Annotated in this window: 6 protein-coding genes; 5 read left to right on the forward strand and 1 reads right to left on the reverse strand. The window is 74.5% G+C overall.

Annotated features, from left to right (window positions below):
- The first annotated feature begins 69 nt into the window (after window positions 1–69).
- The 5 genes from ACIRPK_RS07100 to ACIRPK_RS07120 all read left to right on the forward strand — a co-directional run bounded on the left by ACIRPK_RS07100 (window position 70) and on the right by ACIRPK_RS07120 (window position 16,581).
- Window positions 70–2,226, forward strand: a complete 2,157-nt coding sequence (locus ACIRPK_RS07100; protein WP_403034167.1) for a WD40 repeat domain-containing protein — start codon at window positions 70–72, stop codon at window positions 2,224–2,226.
- 90 nt (window positions 2,227–2,316) lie between these two features.
- Window positions 2,317–2,859 carry a hypothetical protein gene (locus ACIRPK_RS07105; protein ID WP_403034170.1) on the forward strand — a complete coding sequence of 181 codons (543 nt, stop codon included), beginning with the start codon at window positions 2,317–2,319 and terminating at the stop codon, window positions 2,857–2,859.
- 40 nt (window positions 2,860–2,899) lie between these two features.
- Window positions 2,900–5,221 (forward strand): hypothetical protein, encoded by a 2,322-nt coding sequence (locus tag ACIRPK_RS07110; protein WP_403034173.1) that lies wholly within the window; start codon window positions 2,900–2,902, stop codon window positions 5,219–5,221.
- Between the two features lie 8 nt (window positions 5,222–5,229).
- The gene (locus tag ACIRPK_RS07115; protein ID WP_403034176.1) at window positions 5,230–6,327 is read left to right on the forward strand and encodes a hypothetical protein; all 1,098 of its coding nucleotides are present in this window, start codon (window positions 5,230–5,232) and stop codon (window positions 6,325–6,327) included.
- 6 nt (window positions 6,328–6,333) lie between these two features.
- Window positions 6,334–16,581 carry a toxin glutamine deamidase domain-containing protein gene (locus ACIRPK_RS07120; RefSeq protein WP_403034179.1) on the forward strand — a complete coding sequence of 3,416 codons (10,248 nt, stop codon included), beginning with the start codon at window positions 6,334–6,336 and terminating at the stop codon, window positions 16,579–16,581.
- Between the two features lie 137 nt (window positions 16,582–16,718).
- Here ACIRPK_RS07120 and ACIRPK_RS07125 read toward each other — a convergent pair whose 3' ends face one another.
- Complete coding sequence (locus tag ACIRPK_RS07125) at window positions 16,719–23,795, reverse strand: hypothetical protein (RefSeq protein WP_403034182.1); 7,077 nt, start codon at window positions 23,793–23,795, stop codon at window positions 16,719–16,721.
- Window positions 23,796–23,818: the final 23 nt, after the last annotated feature.

Consider the following 23,818-nt stretch of genomic DNA (forward strand, 5'->3'; position numbering starts at 1 on the left):
GCTTCACACACTGATCTACGCGCATCGCGCGGTTGTTTCTGTCCATGTACCAGGCTGGGGGTTCGGAAGATGTCGGGACTGGTGGAGTTCTCGGTCGGCGCGACGCAGCTGCCGGGAGGCAGGCTCGAGCTGACGCTGGATCAGGCGGGTGCACTGCGGGTGCGCCACCGCAGCGGCGGCACCGAGGTGGTGCGGGCCGCGACGGTGGACCCGGCGGTGCCGGCCCGGGTGCTGAACGCGCTGCGCAACTCCGAACCCGGGGTCGGCGGCGGGGCCGCCGAGGCCCGGCGGCTGGTGGCCGGTGAGCTGACCTGGGCGGACGGCACCGGCACCCCGGTGCCCGGCATCGCGCGACTGCTGGAGGCGCTGGCCGGCCAGCTGATCCGCCCGGAGCTTCCGGGGCAACTCCCCTCCGATCTCGTCCAGTTGGCTGCCGTCGATCCGGCCGAGGCGGCGCCGACGGCGGCCATCGGGACCGTCTCCGGGCGGCCCGCCTTCGCACTGGCCGTCGGCGGCCGCGGCTTCGGCCTGGCCGAACTGGCGGACAACGGCGCCTCGCTCGGCGCCTCGGACGCCGAGGCCGGGCTGCTGCCCACCGCCGTGGCGCTGGGCCGGATCGTCGGACAGGACCTCTTCGCGGTCGGTGCGCAGGACGGCGCCGTCCAGGTCTGGGACGCCACCACCGGCGCGCTGCTGCACGGCACTTCGGGCGGCGAGGGCGCGCAGGTGGTGGCCGCCGCCGTGGTCGAGGGCGTGCCGCTGGCGTTCTCCGGCGGCCGGGACGGCGAGGTCCGGGCCTGGCGAGCCGAGGACGGCAAGGGCCTGGGGCTGCTCGCGGTGAACGGCCGGGGTGCCTCCGCCCTGGTGCACGCCAACTGCGCCGGGATCGACCTGGTCGCCGCCGCCGGTGGCGACGGCACGATCCGGGTCTGGGACGCGGCGGCCGGGGCCCGGCTGCACCTGCTGGTCGGCCACACCGACCGGGTCACCTCGCTCGCGGTGCTCTCGCTGGGCGATCAGGCGGTGCTGGCCTCCGGCGGTGTGGACCGGGAGATCCGGCTCTGGGACCTGGCCACCGGCGAGCCGCTGGCCGTGCTGGCGGGCCACTCGGCCACCGTCACCGGCCTGGCCTTCACCGAGCTGGCGGGCGAACCGCTGCTCGCCTCCTGCGCGTTGGACGGCACGGTGCGCACCTGGGACGTCTACCAGGGCACCGGCAGGGACGGCTGGGCCACCGGCGGCGCCTGGCTGACCGCGCTGGCGGTGGTCCGGCACGGCGACGGCCAGGCCCTGGCGGTCGGCGACGAACGCGGCCGGATCAGGCTCTTCGACCCGGCCACCGGCACCCTGCTGGCGACCTGGGAGCCGACCGGCCCGGCCACCGGCCCCCGCCCGCTGAACGCCCTCGCGGCCGCGGCCGGCTCGGACGGCTCCCAGCTGCTGGCCGCCGGTTACGGCGACGGCACCGTGCGGCTCTGGGAGGGTGGGCTCGAACGGTTCCAGCTGGCCGAGGACGGCGGGGCGGTGAGCTCCGTCGCGGTGACCGATGGTCTGCTGGTCTGCGGCACCGTCACCGGCGCGGTGCGCTGCCACCGGCTCGCCGACGGCGCCCCGCTCTCGGTGCCCACCCCGCACACCGGCCCGGTGACCTGCCTGGCGTTCGGCGAGAGCACCCTGGTCTCCGCCGGAGCGGACGGCGTGGTCCGGGTGCGCCGCGCGCTGGACGGTACGCCGCTGCTGCGGCTGGCGGCCCATCAGCAGGGCGTCACCGCGCTGGCGATCGGTCCGCAGGGAGAGCGTCCGCTGCTCGCCACCGCGGGCGGCGACCGCACGGTGCGACTCTGGGACGCGGTGAGCGGCGAGCCCGGCGCGGTGCTGACCGGGCTGACCGCGCCGGTCGCGGCCCTGGCCTTCGCCACCCACGCCGGGCGGCCGGTGGTGCTGGCCGGCACCGCCGACGGCGCCGTCCGGGCCTTCGACACCGAGGACGGCCGGGCGGTCACCGAGCTGGCCGGGGGTGCGGCCCGGGTGCGCACGCTGGTCTGCCAGGAGATGGACGGCGAGGCGCTGGTCGCGGCCGGGGACGAGCAGGACACCGTCCGCCTCTGGCACCTGGGCAGCAGCACACTGCTCAACGAGGCGCCGCTGGACCGTCTCCCGCTGGCCATCTCGTTCACCGAAACTGGCCTGTACGTGGTCGGCCCGGGCGGGGCGATCACGCTCTGACGCACCGTCGGCAGCCTTCGGCTGCCGAAGACTTGAGCGCCGACGGCCTGGGGACGTCGGCCACCGATGGGCACCGAACAAGGGGTGGAAATGGCGGCGGGACAGTTCCGGGTCGACCTCGAGCAGGTCGAGGCGGCGGCGAAGATGATCCAGACCATGCTGGACGACCTGGAGCGGCCGACCGCCGAGCTGCAGGCGACGGTCGAACAGATCAAACCGACGGTCTACGGGACCGATCGGCTCGCCAAGTCGCTGACCGGGACCACCGGTTCGGTCGGCGGGCTGGCGGACCACCAGAAGCAGGTGCTGGACGGCATCAAGCAGTTCCTCGCGAACAGCGCCCAGGTCGCCGAGAACCTGCGCCTGATGGTCGCCAACTACCGCAGCGTGGACGAGTCCAACGCGACCTCGCTGCGGGCGATCGAGGGTGCCGAGGCGCCGGTCGCCCCGGTCTCGCAGGAGGGCCGGACCAAGCCGGTCACCGTGGTCGTAGCGGGCGAGACCGGCGCGGCGGGACAGGCCGACTCCAGCTTCGACTCGGCCGACGCGCCCACGCTCGACTACAACGCCTGGGACGACCCCGAGCCCCCGCCGCCGCACTCCTCCGGCGGCAACAGCCCGAAGCTGAACTGACCACCCTGCCCGCGTCGACCCTCGCAGAAGGACGTACACCGTGATCCAGCTGCCCCCCGACCTGGCAGAAGTGCTCAAGGTCATCCAGAGCAACGAGGACGGGAAGGCCATCACCTTCCCCGACAGCAACGAGGACCTGCTCGGCGACCTGGCGGTCGCCTGGGAGAAGTGGAACACCTTCGCCGAGACCCGGATCGGCGCCATCGTGGCCAACGCCAAGTTGGCGATGGAGGCGATGGAGGGCGAGGCCGCCGAGAGCTTCGCGCGCTACTTCGCCAAGTACGGCGACGGCGACGGCTCGCACGCCAACACGACGGTCTCGGCCGGGATCGCCGTCGCCCAGGCGCTGCGCGGCGGGATCGAGGCGGTCACCCAGACCAAGAACGAGATGATCCGCGAACTCCAGTACACGAAGGAGTACATCGCGGACAACCCGGCCGGCAAGAACGACGACATCGCCAAGTCCGAAGGCATCAAGGAAGCCGTCTCGACGTACAACACCTACGTCGACCAGGTCGGCGGCAACGTCGACGCGATGCTCCGTCAGGGCTCCGGCCACTTCCAGCGGATGACGGCCGCCGCCCAGGTCGCCTCACTGACCGGTGGCAACAGCGGCGGCGGAGCGGGCGGCAACCCGAACGCGACGCCCAGGACCGGGCTCGACGGGGTCTCCACCGTCAACGCCCCCGGCACCCTGCCGAACGGCACGACCGGCCTCCCCGGCGGCGGCGCCCCGGCCCCGGTGGACATCCAGGGCTTCCAACCCGGCGGCACCGTCCCGGGCGGGCTCGGCGGCCCGTCCGGTGGCGGAGTCCCCGGGATGCCGGGCGGGCCGCTGGCCGGGCCCGGTGGTGGCGGGGGCGGCGGCGGTACGCCCGCGCTCCAGCCGTTCAAGATGCCGACGGCTCAGACCCCGGGTGCGCTCGGCGGCGGCTTCGGCGGCGGCGGGGCCGGTGGCCTCGGCGGCGGGTTCGGCGGCGGCGGGGCCGGCTCGCCTTCCTCCGGGGCGGACGGGCGACCCGAGTTCAAGCTCCCGCCCGTCGGCTCGGCCCCAGGACTCACGTTGGCGGGCCACCAGCCGCCATCCGGTGACACCACGACCGGCCTGACCCGCCCCAGCGCCCCGCTCCGCCCGTTCACCCCGGGCGGAGCCGATCCGAGCGGCACGCTGGGCGGGCTCGGCGGCCTCCGGATTCCCGGCGGCGGCATGCCCGGTGGCACTCCCGTGACCGGACGTCCCAGCACCGGCGGGCTGACCGGCCGTCCGGCCGGACTGCCCGGCGGCACCCTGACCGGCCGTGGGACCGGCACGGCGTTCAACCCCGGCGGCGGCCGGACCCCGGGCGGGGTCGGCGGCAGCCCCGGCGGCAGCGGCCTCGGCGGCGGACGCTCCGGCGGGGTCGGCGGAGGTGGCGGTGCGTCAGCACTCGGCGGCTACAACCCGGGCGGGCGCTCCGCCGGCGGCGCCGGCGGCCCGGTGACCGCCGGTGGCGCCGGTGCAGGCGTCGGCGGTCGCGGAGCGGGCGGCGGAGCCGGCGCGGGTGGTACCGGCGCGGGTGGGTCCGGCGCAGCCGGTTCCTCCGCGACGTCCGGGCGCGGCGCTGCTGGAGGCGGCATGCCCGGAATGCACGGGATGGGCGGCGGGGCCGGTGCGGGTGCCGGTGCCAAGTCCGGCTCGCGCTTCGTCCGGCCCACCCGGTTCGGGGTGGAGGAGGACGAGGAGGAGACGGTCGCGCTGCGCGACGCCGGGATCGTCGGCCAGGCCGTCCACCACGATCCGCAGGACCGGCAGTGGCAGCGGATGCGGCAGCGCTGGATCCAGGAGTCGGGTCTGGCTCCGGCCGGCGAACTGCCGCAGACCGTGGCCGCCGGGAACGAGCAGTCCGCTCCGGCGGCGACCGGCGGCGACCTGATGAGCCAGCTGGCGGCGGCCGTGCTCGGGCCGGAGGGCGGCACGACGCTCAACGCGGCCTCGGAGCAGGGTGGTTCGGGCTTGGGCGGCTCCGGTGACGGTACGGCGTCCGGGACGGGTGGCGGAGCCTCCGGCTCTGGTTCGGGCTCGGGTTCGGCCTCGTCGGAGGACGCGTACCTGGATCGGGCCCGGTCGGTGGCCGAGCGCCGTGGCCGTCCGGACGAGGAGCCGACCGTCGGCGCCACTGCGGCGGCCGCTCCGGCTGCTCCGGCAGCTCCGGCAGCCGGTCCGCCTCCGCTCCGCGAGGAGGAGGGCTTCCCGGTGCCGACCCCGTTCATGCGGGCCGCGCTGGCCCGGTTGGCCAGTTCGGGGGCGTTCCCGGACGGCGGCAGCGACGCCCCGGCCGCCGGGTCGGCCAGCGCCGGTGCCACCGGCGGCCAGGGACGCTGAGGAGCGACATGGACGAGCAGCAACTGAGGCGGGCCGACGCGGTCCAGGCGGCCGAGCCGGTCGCCGCCCGGGTGGCGACCGACGCGGTCGAGCCGACCGAGCCCGTGACGGCCCGGCTCGAACCCATGCAAGTGGGCGAACCGATGACCGCCCGGGTGGCAGCCGACACCATCCAGCCCACCACCGCCCGGCTCGAACCCATGCAGATGGCCCAACCCACCGCCCGGCTCGAACCGATGCAAGTGGGCGAACCGATGACCGCCCGGGTGGCAGCCGACACCATCCAGCCCACCACCGCCCGGCTCGAACCCATGCAAGTGGGCGAACCGATGACCGCCCGGGTGGCGGCCGACGCCATCCAGCCCACCACGGCCCGGCTCGAACCCATGCAGATGACCCAACCCACCGCCCGGCTCGAACCGATGCAAGTGGGCGAACCGATGACCGCGCGGGTGGCAGCCGACACCATCCAGCCCACCACCGCCCGGCTCGAACCGATGCAAGTGGGCGAACCGATGACCGCCCGGGTGGCGGCCGACGCCATCCAGCCCGTCGAGCCGACGAGTCGCGTCGCGATGGATTCGGCGCAGCAGGCGGAGCCCCTACGGGCCGCCGGCAGGATCGCCGCCCAGCCGGTCGAGAGCGGCAAGCGGGCAGCGCAGTCCGGCACGCCCGCCGGGGGCGGCGATGCCGGAGCGGGGTTCAAGGTCGACCCCGAGCAGTACCGGTCGGCGGTCGGCCCGGTGCTGTCCGGCTCGGACCAACTCGCCGAGCTGACCCGTGGTCTGAACGCCTACCTGTCCGGGATGAACGCCCGCGCCCCGTGGGGCAACGACGACTCCGGCGAGAAGTTCGCCAACGGCGAGAAGGGCTATCTCACCTACAGCGGAAAGGTCCTGGAGGGTCTCGGCAACCTGCCGACCGCGCTCAAGTACATCGCGGACGGAATCAAGGTGATGGCCGAGAGCTACGCGAACACCGAGGAGGGCCTGTCCACCGGCCTCACCTCGATGGAGGCCGAGCTTCCCGAGACCGCACTGTTCCACCCCGACCTCGCCCTGCGGGACGTCGCCAAGGGGCGTCCGCACCAGACTGGAAGGCCCTGATCGAATATGGCAGTTGAGCTCCCCGAACCCCTTCAGTGGGTCCTCCTCCTGCTGGCCGGCACCCGCTGGCCGGAGGGTGAGGAGGATGTGATGCGCGAGATGGCCGACCGCTGGCGCGCCACCGGGGAGACCCTGGCGGACGTCGGCACCTCGGTCGGCTCCGCCATCCAGCGGGCGCTCGACGGTCAGCAGGGCAAGGCCGCCGAGGGCTTGGCCGCGCACTGGGCCAAGTTCTCGGTGGGCAAGGGCTCGGAGGAGGACCCCGGGTTCTTCCCCAGCATGGTCAAGTCCTGCGAGGGCATGGCCGAGATGCTGGACAACATGGCCAACTCGACCGAGACCGCGAAGATCCAGATCGTCGCCCAACTCGGCATCCTGGCCTTCGAGATCGCGACCGCCGAGGCCTCCGCACCGTTCACCGCCGGGGCCTCGCTGGCCACCATCCCGGCGGCGGTCGCGGTCAGCCGCGTCGTGGTCCAGCAGATCCTCAAGAAGCTGCTGAAGGAGGCACTGGAGTTCGCGGCCAAGGAGGCCGCTCAGGAAGTCGCCATCAACCTGCTGGCGCAGACCATCCAGATCGCCGAGGGCAACCGCACCGGCCTCGACGGCAAGGAGCTCGGGCAGAGCGCCCTCGGCGGCGCGGTCGGCGGCGCCTCCGGCAACCTGATCGGCAAGGGCCTGGGCTCGGCGGCCGGCAAGGCCGGGCTCGGCAACGCGATGGAGAGCGTCGGCGGCAAGATGGTCCACGGCGCGGCCGTCGGCGTGGGCGCGGACGTCTCCACCCAGCTGATCACCACCGGTACGGTCGACGGCGGCAGCCTGCTCGGCTCCGGGCTGAGCGGCGGCTCCAACGTCGGTCTCCAGCACGGGGCTTCCGCCCTCAAGGGCAAGTTCGGCGGCGACATCCCGGACGTGCCGACGGGCGGCAGCCTGCCGAGCACGGACGCCCCGCCGGTCTTCGGCGGACGGCCGGGTGGTTCGTCCGGCACCGGTGGCCCCGGCGGTTCTTCCACCTCCCCCGGGACGCACGGGGCCGACGGCACCGGCGGGGACGGTGGCGCCGACGCGTACCGTGGCCCGGGCAGCGGCGGTTCCCGCTCGACGGACGGCGGCGGCGACGGGTCCCCGGGCCCGTCCACCGGCGGCGGGGGGCGGACCCTCGCAGCGTTCGGGTCGGACCGCTCCGGTGGCGGTGACCCCTCCCACCCGAGCACCGCCGGTTCCGGCCTGGGCTCCGCCAACTCCGCTCCCGCCCACCCCGGTTCATCGGGCGCGGCGGGGCGCGGCGAAGGCGTGGGCACGCCCTCCACCGCCGACCGCAGCCCGGCCGCCGACACCGGCACCCGCCCCGACACCGCCCCCCGTCCGGAGCCGGTCGCCCCTACCCAGACACCGCCCCGTACGGAGCCCGCCCCGCACGCCGAGACGGCCCCGCGCCCGGAGCCGGTCGCCCGGACGGAGCAGCCCCCGGCCGTACAGCCGGAACAGCCGGCCCGTCAGGCCGAGCCGACGCCGCGTCAGCCCGACGCCGCGCCGCCCACCACGGACCGCACCGCCGCACCCCAGAGCGAGGGCGTCCCCACCCAGCGCCAGGCCGACGCACCCCCCGTCCACAGCGACAGCCGCTCGGACGCGCCCCCGGCTCACGCCGACCACCGCTCCGACACCGCGCCCGTCCGGGCCGAGACCGAGCCGCCCGCTCGTCAGCAGACCGAACCGGCCGCCACCGAACCGGCGCGTCCCCAGCACGACTCCACTCCGACGGCCCGCCCCGAGGCGAACGTCCAGCACCAGCCGGCCGATCCGTCGGACCCGGCCCGCCCGCAGCCCACCCAGCCCGAGGCCCCCGCACCGCGCCCCGAGGCCGAGCCCCGGCCCGCCGCCGCCCGGCCGGACACCGAGCAGCATCCCGCGCCGCAGCCGCGCACGGAGACCGACCAGAGCCCCGCTCCGCAGCCCCGCTCGGAGCCCGAGCCGACGCCGCGTCAGCAGCCTGCCCAGGCGGACCCGCAGTCCCGCACCGAGCAGGTCCCCCAGCAGCAGCCCCAGCCCCGCCCCGAGCCGGTGGCCGCGCACACCGAGCAGATGTCCCCCGAGCCCACCCCCGGCCGGCCGCAGCCCACCGGGGACCGGACCGACCCGCACACCCCCGTGTCGGAGGGCACCCGTATCGCGGGCGGCCCGGTCACCATGCCGCGCCCGGCCGCCGCCACCCCGGACCGTGCGGACGCGCCCTTCCCGCCCGCCTCGGACCTGACGACCAACCAGCCCGGCCAGCCGACCGGCATCCCCGTGCCGCCGACCTCGGCCGCCCCCGTCTCCCCGCCGCCCCCGGCCTCGGCCGTCGGAGCCCCCCGGCCCCGTCCGGAGGGCTTCGGTCCGGTCCGCCGGCCGTCCGCCCCGCCCGCCCCGTCCGCCCCGGACCGCACCGACGGACCGGCGTCCGGAGGCCCCCGCTTCGCACCCCGCCCGGCCCCCGCCCCCGTCGCCGACAACGGCCCGCGCGGCACCAAGCGCGGCCGCGAGGACGACACCCTCCCGCAGGGCCGCCCGGAGGGCCCGAAGCGGCAGCGCACCCCGGCGTACGAGAACAGCGCCGCGCCGCTCCGCGACCGGGGGTACGAGCCGGCCACGCCGGAGCAGTACCAGGCGCTGACGGACCATCTGACCCGGCACGGCAGCGTCCCGCACCCGGAGCTGACCCCCGAGCTGCTGGACCGCGTCAACCCGCACGCCGCGACCATGGACGGCGGCGACCTCTACAGCTGCCTGGAGGCGGTCGAAGCGCTGCGCGACACCCACTACGGCCGCCCGAGGCCGTCCGGACTTCCGCACGCCTCCGTGCCGGAGACCGACTCCGCCTGGACGCTGACCAAGCGTCACGGCACCCCGGTGCCGCTCGGCACGGGGCAGCACGGGGTGGACTCGGTGATCGGCCAGGTCCACGACGGCGGGCCCGGCACCTTCTCCACCGTGCTGTTCTCGGACGGCCCGGGCAGCCGGGGCCACGTGGTGGCGCTGGTGCACGGCGAGGACGGCGTGCTGCGCTGGGCCGACCCGAGCACCGGCGAGGTCCGCGAGGCCAGGCCGGGGGCACTGCCCGGCGACTGGGCGGACGGGCAGCACGTCTGGGCGGCCACCTCCGACCCGGCCGGCGATTCGGTCAACTCCCGGCTCGACCACTCGGTCTTCGACGGGGACGCACCGACCTTCGGCGTGCTCTCGGTGGTCACCGACGGCAGCACGCTCGACCCGGCGGACCGGGACGTGGTCCGCCAGTTGGCGCAGGACATCGACGCCCAGGTCGAGCAGGCCGCCGCGCTGGCGCTGGCCAACCCGGAGTCGGTGCCTGACCTCGACGGCTACACCCGCCGGTGGGGCGAGACGTACAAGGAGTGGGTCGACCCGCAGACCACCCCCGAGCGCCGGGCGGAGCTGCAGAAGTGGCTGCCCAGCCAGTTCGGTTACGTGGTCGAGTCGATGACCACCCAGATGATCCGCGACAACGTCACCCTGCCGCCGGGCTACTCCATCGACACCCAGGTGACCCACGGCTCGACCCGCCCCGACCTGGTGATCACCAAGACCGGGGCCGAGGGCGGCAAGTCGGAGCTCGGCTGGCTGGACATCACGGCCGACAGGTCCGAGGGCCACATCGACGACAAGCAGAGCTCGCTCTGGAGCAGCCGGCCGTACGTGGCCGAGACGCTCTACCCGTCGCTCGAAACCGCCCGGCTCGGCTCCGGCGGCACGCCCGAACAGCGGGCGCTGGTGCAGGCGTTGGTCCAGGCCCAGCAGGCGCAGGCCGAGCAGTTCAAGCAGCACCTGGACGACTTCAAGGACCAGGTCCCCGACCCGGCCGAGGGCAGCAAGAAGAAGAAGCAGACCGAGATCGAGAAGAGCCTCGGGGAGGCGCTCGGCCGGGACCAGAAGCTGACCCCGCGCGAGGCCCGGAACGTGCTCAAGGGCCTGGCCCAGCAGTACGGTTCGGACTACGCCCCGGCCCGGTACGGCTACAAGAGCACCGACTCCGCCTCCTACGTGGAAGGGCAGCGCATCCTCCGGGGCCACTTCGGCGCCGACACCCCCGCCACGGCTGGCCCGTCCGACCCGCCCACCACGGCCGGCCCGTCCGACCCGCCCACCACCGACCGGGCGGAGAGCTCCGAGGACCGGATGCGGACCACACCGTCACCGGAGCCCGAGCCGTCCGCGACGCAGAAGTCCGACGCCAGCATGCGGGACACCTCTCCCCCGCCCGCCGCCGCCACCGACCGCCCGTCCGGAAGCCGGGACGTCGCGGAGACCCCCCGGTCCGCTCCGCCGCAGGACGACTACCGCGTCACCAGGCCGGCCGACCTCGCCGACCTGACCCGCGAGCTGCCGCAACTCCCGCCCCGGGAGCGGGAGCAGGCCATCGCCTCGCTGCCGGCCTCGGACCGTCGCGGCCTGGCGCAGGACCCGGCCTTCGTGGCCGCGCTGCGCGACACCCTGCCGCCGGGTGAGTTCGCGCGGACCGCCGCCCAGCTCATGGTGGACGTCGACCGCAGCACCGACCGCCCGGCCTCGGCCCGGGCCGAGGCGACGGCCCAGCTCACCCGGATGCTCCAGGACCCGGACACCGCAGCCCGGTTGCTCACCGAGGGCAGCCGCCTGGTGGTGGTTCCCAAGGACGTGCCGATGACGGACCTCGGCCCGTTCGCCCACCTCGGCGGCCGCACCGCCGACAGCGAGGCGGGCGGCGGCCGCGGCTGGGACGACGTGCGCGGCTCCGGCGGCAAGTGGGCCGCCGTGACCGAGGAGAACCTGCTCGGCGAGCGCACCACGGTCGGCCCGGATCAGCACTACCCGGACGGCTACTCCACCACCACGCACGAATTCGCGCACACCGTCCAGAAGTTCGGCCTCTCGGCGGCCGACCGGCAACTGATCGGCGACACCTTCCGGGCCAAGCTGGACGACGAGTCGCTGCCCCGCCTGTTCGGCGAGGACGGCCCCTCCGCCTGGTCGGACGGCCCGCGCCGGCGCCCCGACGGCAGCGAGGCGGAGAACTACGCCGCCCGGGACGAGGACGAGTACTTCGCCCAGCTCAGCAACGCCTACCTGGGCACCAACCACGGCACCGACCCGTACACCGGGCAGCCCCGCAACAACGGCGCGGACTGGGTACGGGCCAACGAGCCCGAACTCCTGCCGCTGCTGGAGCGGTTGTACGGCCCCGACCCGTCCGCCGTGCACGACGGCCCGGCCAACCCGGTGCGCGCCACCGACGCCGAGAACGACATGTACCAGGGCCTGCGCGACTTCACCGCCCAGGTGGAGGGTGACGTCCCGCCGCCGGAGACCGCCACAGACCCGGAGACCGCCACGGACCCGGACACCGATCCGGACCGCAGCCTCCCCGTGGCCGACCACCGCGACCTCCCGGCCCCGCCACCGCAGGCCGCGCCGACCCGGACCGAGGGCGAGGCCCCGCACCACACCTGGCCGGCCACCGGCCGGGTGCTCCCCGATCCGGCGGACCGCGCGGCCGAGTTGGCCGACCGGTACGGTCTGGCCGACCGGGAGGCGCTGACCGAGCAGGTGCAGGCCGTCCGCCGGGGTGACCTCGACGCCGCCCGCGACCTGCTCGGGCGGGAGCACGGCCCGGACCTGCTCAAGGACCTCGGCCGCGAGGTGCCCGAACACACCCTCTGGCGGCTCGGCGGCGAACAGCCGCAGCAGGCTGACCAGTTGCGGGACGTCATCGCGCACCGGCGCGGCGGCGTGCCGCCCACCGACCTGGAGATCGACGCCCGGCGGGAGGTCGCCCGGACGCTGGCCGCCCAACCGGCGATCACCGTGGTGGTCGCCTCCGGCCCCGGCTCGGGTCACCAGGCCGCGGCGGTCAACATGATCCGCTCGCTGCGCGAACTCGGCTACGACGGCCGGGTCGACGTCGTCGCGCCGACCAACGTCCGCGCCCGGCTGGACCGTATGCTGGCCGCCGACCTGCTCGGCGGCGGCGAAGTGCACTACGCCCCGGACGAGTTCGACCCGCACGGCGAGGACGCCCAGCAGGCCCCCGGCCGCCCTGGCGGGCTGACCCTGGTCGCCGCCAGCGACGAGATCGGGGCGGATGGCGACAACGCCAAGGCCCTGCTCTCCTACACCGGCGCCGACCGGGCCGTGGTGCTCGCGCCCTACGCCTGGGGCATGTCCACCCGGGCGGTCTTCTCCCGTACCGAGGACGGCGGCTTCGGCGTCCTGCCGCTGGAGGGGACGGTCGACCGGAGGAACGCGCTGTTCCAGCAGCACGTCCCGGCGCCGGACCCGAGCTCCTTCCCCGGCAACCCGCGCCTCCAGTCGGTGGCCGACCGGGTGACCTCGGGCCGGCTCGACCTGATGCCGCTCTACGGCCTGGCCCGGCTCACCCCGGACCGGCAGGCGGGCGCCCCCGACTACCTGGCGGCCGGCATCCACCAGGCCGGCCTGGGCAGGCCCGCCGTGCTGCTCCAGGTCGGCAACCACGACATCCCCTACGCTCCGCCGTACGAGCAGCCGTGGCTCAAGCGGGCCGACCTCGCCGACCCGGCGCTCGACGCCGACGGGCTGAACCGGCTGCTGGACGGGCTCGGCCCGGACGACGTGCTGGTGCTGCGCGCGGGCCCGCTCGACCAGGACAGCTTCGAGAAGGTCTTCCAGCTCGGCGGCCTGCCCGCCGTCCAGGAGGGTGCCAACACCACCGGCACCAGCCAGCTCACCGGCCGCCCGTACTTCTCCCCCGTCACCTCCACCACCCCCTACCCGGAGGCGGTCTCCTCGACCGCCGCCCAGGACCTCTCCGACCGCGCGGGTGACCGGCTGTCGGGTGCCGCCAAGGAGCGGCTCGCCTCGTCCTGGCAGAGTGCGCTGCGACCCGAGGCGGGCACGGCCGAGGTCACCACCGCCGTGCGCGAACTGCGCGGCGCCGCCGACGTGTTGGCCGACGCGGCGGACACCGCGACCGACCCGGCGCAGCAGCGGGCGCTGCGCGAGGCGGCCGAGAGCGGCCGGAAGAACGCCGACGCCCTGGAGCGCTCGCACCGGGCGGTCGCCGTCCGGGAGCAGCTCCAGCGGGTCACCGACGCCCTCGCGGCCGGGAACGACTGGACGGCCGCGGTCGAGGACGCCCCGGCGTACGACAGTCTGCGCAAGGCCGTCTACCAGCGCGAGATCGCCGACGGCTGGCTCGCCACGCTGCCCGCCGACGACACCTCCGGCACGCCCTTCGGCCTCAAGAGCGACCAGCTGTACGGCTTCGCCGAGGCGCTCGGCCACGACTACGACCGGCTCGGCGACCTGCTCGGCGAGGGCATGACCCCGGAGCAGCGCGTGGCCCTCGACCACTCCCTCTCCGCGCAGGGGCGGCGGGCCGAGGAGCGCGTGATCATGATGGGCGAGAAGCTCTCCGAGATCCCGCTCGGCACCGTCCCGGAGGCCCGGCAGCGGCTGGCGGACGTGGCGGCGGCCATCCGCGAGCTGGAGGACGGCTACGTCCGGGAGCTCCAGGACTCCGCCGACCTCCAGGGCGAGTCGGCCACGCCGCGTCCGGACCAGGTCCAGGTCATCGCCGACGTGCTCAACGGCTTCGCCCAGGAGGGCTCGCCGTACCGGCAGTACACCTCCGAGCTCACCGGCCGGGCCAACGACTGGCAGCAGAACCAGCTGCTGGTGGCCCTGCTCCACCTCGACGACCAGCCCCACGAGATCCTGCGCAGCTCCCCGCCCCCGTCCGTCGAACCCGAGCCCGCCCCGGAGCACGTCCCCGTCCCGACGCCCCGCGCGGAGCCGACGCCCGAGGTGCGGCAGCCGTCGCCCGACCCGCTGCCGACGGCGCCGCAGCCGCCGGGCCCGGCGGTGCCGTTCCGGCTGCAGAGTTCCGACGACGGGCCCAGCCTCTTCGACGACGACTTCACGCTCAACGACGACAGCGACAGCGAGACCGAGAGCGCTCCCCGGACCGAGACCGGCCCGAGCATCTTCGACGACGACTTCGTCCTGAACGACGACAGCGACAGCGACGACCGGCCCTCGCCGCCGCCGCCCGCCTCGGCCGTCTCCGCCGCCCCCGCGCCGTTCCAGCTCGGCCCGGTCCGTGCCGACGGCGGCCCGTCCGGCTTCGGCTCGACGAACCGTCAGCCCGCACCCGGTCGGACCGCGCCGCCGCGCACCACCGAACGCTCCGTCCCCGCCCCGGACCGGGGCGAGCCGCCGGCCAAGCGCCGCCGCACCCCCGCGTACGAGAACACCGACGCCGTCCTCCACGACCGTGGCTACCGCCCGGCCGACACCGAACAGCAGGCCGCACTCCGCGACTTCACCGACGGCCGCCGCTTCCCGGCGCCGACACCCGAGCTGCTCGGCCTGATCGCCCCGCACCGGGCGCCGGTCGCCCCGGGCCCGGACTTCCGCCTCGGCGACGACCTGCAGAGCTGCCTCGAAGCCGTCGAGGCGTACCGGGACACCCACTACGGGCGCCCCCGCCCGTCCGGGCAGACCCTCTCCGGCGCGGTCGAGCCGCACACCGCGCAGGTACTCAACCGCCGCCACGACCTGCCGCACCTGTTCGGCGAGGGCCAGGCCGCCGTGGACTCGCTCCTCGACCACGTCGGTCGCGGCGGCCCGGGCTCCTTCGCCACCGTCCTGGTCGGCCGGGAGGGCGAGGTCGGCCACACCGTCGCGCTCGTCAACGGGGCCGACGGGCAGCTCCGTTGGGTCGATCCGAGCACCCGTCAGTCCTGGGCGGCCGCACCCGGCTCGCTCCCGGACCCGCGCACCACCGGCTGGAAGGTCTGGGCCTCGGCCGCCGGACCGGACGAGTCCACCCTGCCCGGCCTGACCCCGGACCGGGGCTTCCAGGCGGAGTTCGGCGCTCCCTTCAGCCTCGGTTCCCTCTTCGGCACACCCCAGGCGGACCCGCCCGCCCATTCCCTGCCGACGCCGACCCCCGCCCCGCAGCCACTCCGGCTCGCCGACCCGGTGGCCGCCACAGCCGAACTCACCGCCGACCCGGCCGCCTTCCTGGAGCAGCACATCCTCTCCTACGACGGCTCCCTCGGCATGGAGCTCCGCTCCCCGGGGCTGTCGCGGAACGAGGCCCGCGAGTTCATGGCCTGGGCCAACACCCAGCCGCAGAACTGGTTCGTGCTGGTCCCCGACCCACGCCGGGACGGCGCGCTCGTCCTGACGCCCGCCGTCGAGAAGTACGTCGAGGCGCACCCGGACCACCCGCTGGTCTCCCGCTACGCCGAGCGCTTCGCCAACCCGCCGGCCGGCCAGCAGTACCTGGCCTCCTCCTACATCCCCTACCTGGCCGGCGCCCCGGGGGGCCAGTTGCACACCGTCGGCTCCACCACCGTGCCGCTCGACCCGGACGGCACCCCCGGCTCGGAGTTCGTCTTCACCGCCGTGATGAACGGCTGCGCCCTCGCCGTCACGCCCGGGGACACCCCGGACACCTTCAAGGCCTGGCACTACCAGTCCAGTTCCACCAACAACTCCAGCGCCCTGGACTTCCGCCGCACCCAGCAGCCCACCGACTGGTTCGGCCCGGAGGAGTACGAGAGCGGCACCCAGACCGCCCTCTACGAGGTCACCAACCTCCTCTGGAAGAGCCCGGACGACGGCTGGCAGGTGGTCAGCCAGGAGACCACCGTGGACCCGGCCGACCAGGCCGGTGCCTCCGTCGCCGCCGTCCGCCGACGCCCGCTCCGGCTCACCCCGCCGACCCCGAACGAGGAGGCGGTCCACCTCGCCCGGATCTACACCGGCATGGCCGAGTCCGAGCTGAAGCGGTTCGACGCCGACGTCGAGAACGTCCTCAAGCAGGACTGGGGCAACCGGCGCACGCAGGTCGAGCTCCAGCTCCAACTCCTGCGCAGCAACCTCCTGGTGGGCCTGGTCGACCTGCGCGAACAGGGCCACCTCGACACCCGCGCCTACTTCGAGGGCAGCACCGTCGCCGCCACTCCGCTGGCCGGTCCCCTCCCGGCCGGCACCACCTTCGACTCCCTCGCCGCCCTCGGCGAGTCCGTCCCCACCGAACGCGAACGCCTCGGCGCCCAGGTCAGGGACCGGCTCGACGCCGTCAACGCCGCCACCCCCGCCAAGGACCGCGACTGGCGCCAGGGCAAACTCGACCAGCTCCTCAGCACCTTCGTCCCCGCTCCCGGCGCCACCACCCCTTGGCACCACCACCTCGCCACCGAGACCACCGACCACCCGCGCGCCTGAGCGGACCCCACCGTGGCCCCCGGCGAATCCCCGGGCCTCGGTGGAGCCATCGAGTCCCACCGCTCCGCCCCGCCGAGTGTTCCTCGGCGGGGCGGAGCGGTGTGCGGCGGCTCCGCCGGGGCGCCCGCCGCCCCGGGTCATCCGGACTCCGCAGGCACTGCGGTCCGCCCTGCGGCGAAGGTGCTCGCTGCCGCGACGCTCGCCGCGGTGGCGGTCCCGGCCTGCTCGTCCGGCTGCTGCCCGTCCGTAGGAAGCCGGTGACGGAGCGTCAGTTCACGGCTGCCCTCGGGCCGGGCGGTGATCCGGAAGTCCCAGTCCTGCCCGCCCTCGGACGCACCGGCCAGCCGGACGCCGACCTCGCTCGGCCGGGTGCCCGGCTTCAGGTAGGTGGCCTCCTCGATCGTCCGGATCTGCTCCTCCGGGTCGCCGCTCACCTCGAACTCCCGGCGCAGCGGCAGTTCCGCGCCCTCCCCGGAGACGGTGAGGTAGAGCCGCCCGCCCGCCGGCAGACCGTTCTGGAGCAGCGGGCGGGCCGCGGCCGCGGCATCGGCCATCGCCGCGGTGACCAGTTCGTTGGCCGGTCCGTGGTCCGTCCACGCCTCGCGGTGGATCTGGTACGGCTCCTTCGCGGGCCAGCCGTCCTGCGCCCCGGCGACCAGGTCGTCCAGGGTGACGGGCCCGCCGGCCGACTTCCGCTCCACGAAGTCGACCACCTGGCGGACCTGGTCGGCCTTCAGCGCGGTGCCGGGCGGCGTGCCGAGCAGGTCCCCGAGCAGCGCGGAGGTGGCGGCCGACGACCCGCCGGACAGCTCCACCAGCCGGTGGGTGGCCCGGACGTGGGCGTCTCCGGCCGCGGTGCCGGGGGTGAACTCCCCGCCGAAGGCCGTCCGTCCGACCCGGACGGTGCCCATCAGCTGCTCGAGCTCGGCGGGTGTCGCGGTGCTGTGGTCGAACGGCCGATCGCCTCCCGCCAGCGTCCGGTGGACGTCGTCGAGCAGCCCGGCCCCCTCACCGGAGCGCAGTGCGCCGCCCCGGTGGTCCTCGGTGAAGGCCAGGTAGGTGTCGTTGGGCAGGTCGGTCCTGGTGGTCTCCGCCAGCGGGATGTCGACGGTGAAGGGCACCACCCCCTTCTCCGTGACCGGGTTCTGCTTCCCGTCGAAGAACGTCACCTCCACCTCGGCGGCGCCGGAGTAGCGGGCCATCGGGGTGGGGAACTTGCCGTTGGAGACGATCTGTCCCGCGTCGCCCTGGGTGCCGCCCTCGCGCCAGAACCGCTGGGCCCCGCCGGTGATCGCCGGGTTGTTGCCGACGTCCCCGGTGATCCTGGCACCGACCTGGCCCTGCACGCCCGCGTTCTTCGCCGACAGGTCCGAGTGGACGGTGCCGGCGGAGGTGGAGTTGGACGGGCTCGACTCCACGGCGGTGTCGGTGTCCCGGTGTTCGAGCGAGACGATCTTCACCCCGACCTCGACCCCCTTGCCGCCGCCGAGCGTCACCCGCTTGGTGGGGACGGTCGCCGACGCCTCGGTGCCCTGGGTCGCGGTGCCGAACAGCGCCGACAGGTGGCTGTGCGAGGTGACCGTCCCCACGATGGGGGCCATGTCCTCCCAGTTCGACCTGCCGAAGAACTCAGGACCACGCAGCCGTGCCAGGTCCTGGACGCCGCCCACGTCGCCGAGGAAGCGCAGCACGTCGCTGTCGCGCAGCCCGTCGTCCCAGACCCGCTCCGGCGGTATCCGGACCTCAGCCGGTGCGGGCGCCTCCGCCGGGAGCGTCCGGGGCGGCTGCGCCGGGGGCGCCGCGCCGTCGGAGCGCTTCGGGACGACCGGCACGGTCTCGCCGGACTCCACGATGGTCTCGAAGCCGATCGCCGCCGTGCGCCGCTGATGGACCGAGGCACCGACCAACGGCCGCCGGGTGATGGTGAACTGGAGCTCCGCCTCGCCCCGGTAGGCACTGCCGGGCAGCTTGGCCTTGGTGGCGGAGCCCGCCGAGGTGCTGGTGTTCCGGACGTCCGTGTGGTCCTGGCCCCGGCCGCCCGTACCGGTCACACCGCCCGTCACCGAGACCGGGGTGTTCGGCACCGGGACTGAGGTGGTCACGCCGAGCAGGCCCTGGTGGCCGTGGCCGGTGCCGTCCGCGTCCGCGAAGGACCGCTGGACGTCGGTGCCGGTGTTGAACTCGGTGGTGCCGGTCTCGCCCAGGTGCTCCATCCGGTCCCGGAGCACCGCGCCGACCCGGACGGTCGTGCGCCCGTGCCGCACGACGATCTCGTCCCCGGCCGTCATGCCCTTCAGCCTGGACTGGAGCCGGTCCGGGGTGAGTTCCGCGTCCAGCTTGCGGCGGATGCCGGCCCGGTCACTGCCGAAGGGGTTGTCCGCCTTCCCGGTCGTCGGGCGCAGGGCGCCGGGCGTCCGCCCCGACTCCACCTGGGACAGGATCGACTCGCCCAGCGTCTGCTGCGGACGCGGCTTCGACCCGGCCTTCCCGTTCTTCGTGCCCTGCGCCGCGTCGGGCAGCGCGTGGACGTCGGTGACGATCGCCGAAGAGTCCAGCCGCCGTCCCTCCACGAAGCCCTTCGGCTGCTTGGTTGTGGTCCGCTCGACCGGCCCCGAGACCGGGTCGGCGTCGCGCATCGGGACGGCCACCCGGGCCACGGTGTCGACCTTTTCGGTGTGCGAACCGTCGTTCACGCCGAGCCGGGTGTAGGTGACCTTGACGTCGTACGCCGTGTCGACGTCGAAGAACACGGCCGGCTCGACGTGCTTGCCCCGGTTCGAGGCCGAGCCGACGGTCTCCGCGCCGTGGCCGTAGGTGCGGTCCATCCGGTAGGTGTAGCCACCCGCGACGTCCACGAACGGGGCCTTCATCCTGAGCAGCCCACCGCCGTCGAAGCGTTCCCGGTGGTCCCGCATGTTCCCCTGGCCCCGCGAGGTGCGGGTGCCGGACTCGAACTCGTACTTGTCCGCCGTGGAGTGGTACGTGGCGTCCGCCAGCCTGGCCGTGACGGTCACCTCGGCCTTCCAGGTGGTGCCGGAGACGGTCTCGGTGATCTTCCCGCCCCGGGTGAGCTGGGAGAGCTGGGTCTTGAGCGCGACCCGGTCGAAGGTGGCGTCGATCTTCTGCTTCACCTCCGGCGACGGCTCGCCGTACTTGGCCCGGAGCGCGTCCTCCACCGCGGTGTGCACCTTGTCGGCGCCGCCCAGGCTGTGCACCACGTAGGAGGCGTTCAGCTCGTGCTGCTCGCGCATCCGGCGCGGTGCGGTGTGGGTCGCGGGCCGGTCGGGGTCAACGGGCTTGCGGCCGGCCGGATCCGCCTGGTCGTCACGGGCCGGCGGCGTCCCCTCGGCGGGCCCGGCCGGCCGCTTGAAGGCGATCGCACCGTCCTCGCTCCGCGGCGCCTGCACCTTGACGGTGTCCCGGGCGTCCAGACCCACCTCGACCTTGAGCGGTGCCGAGGTGTCGGACTTGCCACCGCCCGTCTCGCCGGGCCGACCGAAGTGCAGGTCCACCACCAGCTCGGCACCGTAGATCACCTGCGGCGCACTGTACTTGCCGTTGGCGTACACCCGGTCGGCCCGGCGGCCCTGCCCGCCGGCGCGGTCGCGCTGCTGTCCGTTGGTGTTGGCGAACAGGTCGGCGCCGGGGAGGCCGGGGGTGGCCTTGGCGACCGTGCCGCCGAACTGGCCGTTGGCGGCGATGGTGCGCGCCAGCAGCTGACGGTCCACGCTGAACGCGCCCGTCTCGTTCACCGTGTTGAGTTCGGCCTCGCCGTCCTCGCGGCGGTAGGTCATCGACTCGACCCTGGCCACCGCCGTGACCACCAGGTTCTCCTTGCCGGGGATCTTCACCTCCAAGGGCTCGCCCCGGGTCATCCCGGTCAGCCTGGCGGCGAGGTTCGGCTGGCTGAACCCGTGCAGGACCTGCCCCCTGACGGCGTCCCAGTCCTTGCCGAACTTCGCCCGCCCCTGGGCGTCCACCGCCGCACGCAGCGCGGCGGTGCTCTCCAGGTCCCGCACCACGACGGTCTCGTCGAGGCCGCCCCGGTCGTTGCCGCCCTGCCAGACCGACTCCGGCGGGCTGGTGACCTCGTGCGTGGGCGGCGCGGCGCTCTCGTCCGTCTCGGCGGGCTCAGGGGTGGTGTCGGGGGTCGTGTCAGGGGTCGTGGACTCCGGTTGGCCGGCCTCGGGGGTCGGGTTCTGCTCCTTCGGCTCCTGCTCGGGCGCGGGTTTGGCAGCCTCGGGGCTCGACGTGTCGGCGCGGTCCACCAGCAGCTTGACGTCGGCCGTGCCCGCCTGGTGCGTGTCGGGCTTGCCGTTGAACGTCATCTCGAAGTGGACGGGACCCTCGTAGCGGACGCCCGGCACCTTGGACTTGCTGGTCAGCTGGGCGGTCCGGCTGTCACCCGCGATCTCGATCCGGTCCCGGCCGAGCCGGCCGGCGCCGCCGAGGCCGAACAGGGCGGCCCCCGGCCTCAGGACACCCGCCACCCCGAGCTGCCCCGCGTTGCCACGGTTCGTCGCGGTGCTGCGCACCTGCTGGACGGTGGTGCCGATGTTGAACTCGGTCCCCTTGGTGGTGCCCGTCTGGTGCAGGTCACCGACCCGCGCGCTGATCTCGACCGTGCCGAGCGTCTTCCCGCGCCGGTCGGTGAGCGTGACCGTGGTCGGTTCACCGGCCGTCATGCTCTTCAGATCCCGCTGGAGCCGCGCCAGGTCGACCTCCGCGAGGACCTTCTCGCGCATCGCCGGCCAGTCCTTGCCGAACTCCTGCTCGGCCGCCTGCTTTACCTGGCCGAGCAGCGCCTCCACCGGCCGCTGGTCGTGGGTCCCGCCGTGCGGCGACAGGTCCAGCACGATCTCCTGACCGCCGACCCGGCCGTCCAGCAGACGTTGCGGGGGTGTCCGCAGCTCGCCGACCGAGTCACCGTCAGGTCGCACCGGCACGGCGACGTTCAGGCTGAGGTCCACCGCCTCGGTGTGCCCGTCCGAGCCGGTGGTCACCGGCTGGTGGTCGTGGCGCAGATCGTTGAAGTCGAGCTCCAGCTTCATCGTCGTCTCGAACACGTCGGCGGGCTCGGAGGTCTTGGAGCGCGCCACCATCCCGCCGAGGTCCAGGTTGACCTCGCCGTGCCCACGGTCGTGGAAGTAGCCGGCCAGTTCCGCCGCCTCCGCGCCGGCGCCCGACTGCCGGGCCTGGACTCCGATGTTGTACTGCCACTGCGCGTCCCGGCCGGTCCCGACCGCCACGATCCGGTCGGCGCCGTTCTCGATCTCGATCTTCTCGGTCCGCAGGTGCGTCGACCCGGTGACCTGACCGCGCAGCTTGATGCCGCCGCTCCAGCCGTTGGCGTCGAACGGGGCCGTCCACACCTCGCCCCGGGAGAGCGCGCTCAGCATCGGTCGCAGGGTCGCCGGGCCGAAGTGGGCGTCGGCGAAGGCCCGGGCCGCCGCCCGGTCTCCCGGCGCGGCCGCCACCAGGACCTCGATGACCTTGTCCCGAACGGCCGCCTCGTTCCCGGTCAGCCCGAGCACCAGGTCGCTGCCCGCGATCGGCCGCGGCCCGGCGGCTTCCTGCGGCAGCGGCTCCGCCTCGGCCTCCGCAGCCGGGTTGGCCGGCGGCGGCTCGGACTCGGACTCCGGCTTCCCACCGGCCTCCTCCGCAGCGGGCTCCTCCCCGGCGGGCTCCTTCGGCGCGGCCGGCTTCCCACCGAGCTCCTCCGAGGCCGGCTCCTTCGGCGTCGCCGGAGTCCCACCTGCCTTCTCCGGGCCGGCACCCTTCGGCGTCTCCGGAGTGGCGGCCGGTGTGGGTGTGACCGCCGGCGTGGGCGTGGGCGGCGGAACGGGGACCACCGGCTCACTGCCGTCGTAGTGGTTGCCCTGGTGATACACCGTCACCGGCTGCCCCTCCGGGGGGCCGAAGCGGGCCAGCGGGGTGCCGTCGTGGCCGACCACCTGCAGCCGGAGGCCCAGTGCGTGGGCCGCCGCCGCCGGGAGCATCTCCCCTTCGTTGGACAACCACCGGGTGTCCCACTGCCGGACGGTTCGGAGCAGGGCACTCTGCTCGGCCGGCGACACCGGCGGCGCGTTCTGGGTGAGATGGTCGCCGACGATCTGCCTCAGGTCCGCGAGCGGCAACCCCGCGTAGCCTTCCCGAACGTCGGCCGGGAGGTGACCGAGCAGTTCGTTCGCACTCAGGCGCGGCAGGCCGAGCAGGTGGTTGCGGTAATTGGACACGACCTCGGTCGGCCACTGCTCCAGGGGCAGCTCGTTGAAGTGCCGTTCCACCGCGGACTGCAGTCGGACGACATCCTCGCGCCCGGGCCTCGCCGTCGGCGCTCCCGCCAGGCCGGGCGCACTCTCGGCGAGCGAGTAGAGCAGGCAGAGGCCGTCACCCGGTACGGTCACCCGGCTCCCGAACGGCGGGAAGTCCCCACCCGGGACGGGCCGCTCGGGAGGTGTCGGGACGTTGCCGTCTGCGGGCTTGCTGCCGTCCGGGACCTCCGGCGGTGGCGGGGGCAGGTGCGAGGAATTTCCTTCGTTTTCACGGGAGTTGTGCTCGGCCGGCGGGGGTGTTGGCGGCCGGTGATCCGAAACGTCGCTCTCGTTGCCGTCGACGCCCTCCATGAACTCCCGGAGCCCGTCGTACATCTGATCATCCGCCGTGGAAACCGGCACCGGGTTGGCCTTCTCGGCAGGTAGCTCCACCGGCTCCGACCCGTCCCCCGCAGGACGGTCAGGGGCGACGTCACTGTCGACGCCCTCCATGAACTCCCGCAACCCGTCGTACATCTGATCATCCGCCGTGGAAACCGGCACTGGGTTGGCCTTCTCGGCAGGTAGCTCCACCGGCTCCGACCCGTCCCCCGCAGGACGGTCAGGGGCGACGTCACTCTCGACACCCTCCATGAACTCCCGCAACCCGTCGTACATCTGATCATCCGCCGTGGAAACCAGCACCGGGTTGGCCTTCTCGGCAGGTAGCTCCACCGGCTCCGACCCGTCCCCCGCAGGACGGTCAGGGACGACGTCACTCTCGACACCCTCCATGAACTCCCGCAATCCGTCGTACATCTGATCATCCGCCGTGGAAACCAGCACCGGGTTGGCCTTCTCGGCAGGTAGCTCCACCGGCTCCGGCCCGTCCCCCGCAGGACGGTCAGGGACGACGTCACTCTCGACACCCTCCATGAACTCCCGCAATCCGTCGTACATCTGATCATCCGCCGTGGAAACCG

Source organism: Kitasatospora sp. NPDC101801 (assembly GCF_044766665.1).
Lineage (GTDB): Bacteria > Actinomycetota > Actinomycetes > Streptomycetales > Streptomycetaceae > Kitasatospora.

Coding starts and splice junctions, on each gene's coding strand:
- ACIRPK_RS07100 (WP_403034167.1), top strand. CDS start 70: ATGTCGGGACTGGTGGAGTTCTCGGTCGGCGCGACGCAGCTGCCGGGA.
- ACIRPK_RS07115 (WP_403034176.1), top strand. CDS start 5,230: ATGGACGAGCAGCAACTGAGGCGGGCCGACGCGGTCCAGGCGGCCGAG.
- ACIRPK_RS07105 (WP_403034170.1), top strand. CDS start 2,317: ATGGCGGCGGGACAGTTCCGGGTCGACCTCGAGCAGGTCGAGGCGGCG.
- ACIRPK_RS07125 (WP_403034182.1), bottom strand. CDS start 23,795: ATGTACGACGGATTGCGGGAGTTCATGGAGGGTGTCGAGAGTGACGTC.
- ACIRPK_RS07120 (WP_403034179.1), top strand. CDS start 6,334: ATGGCAGTTGAGCTCCCCGAACCCCTTCAGTGGGTCCTCCTCCTGCTG.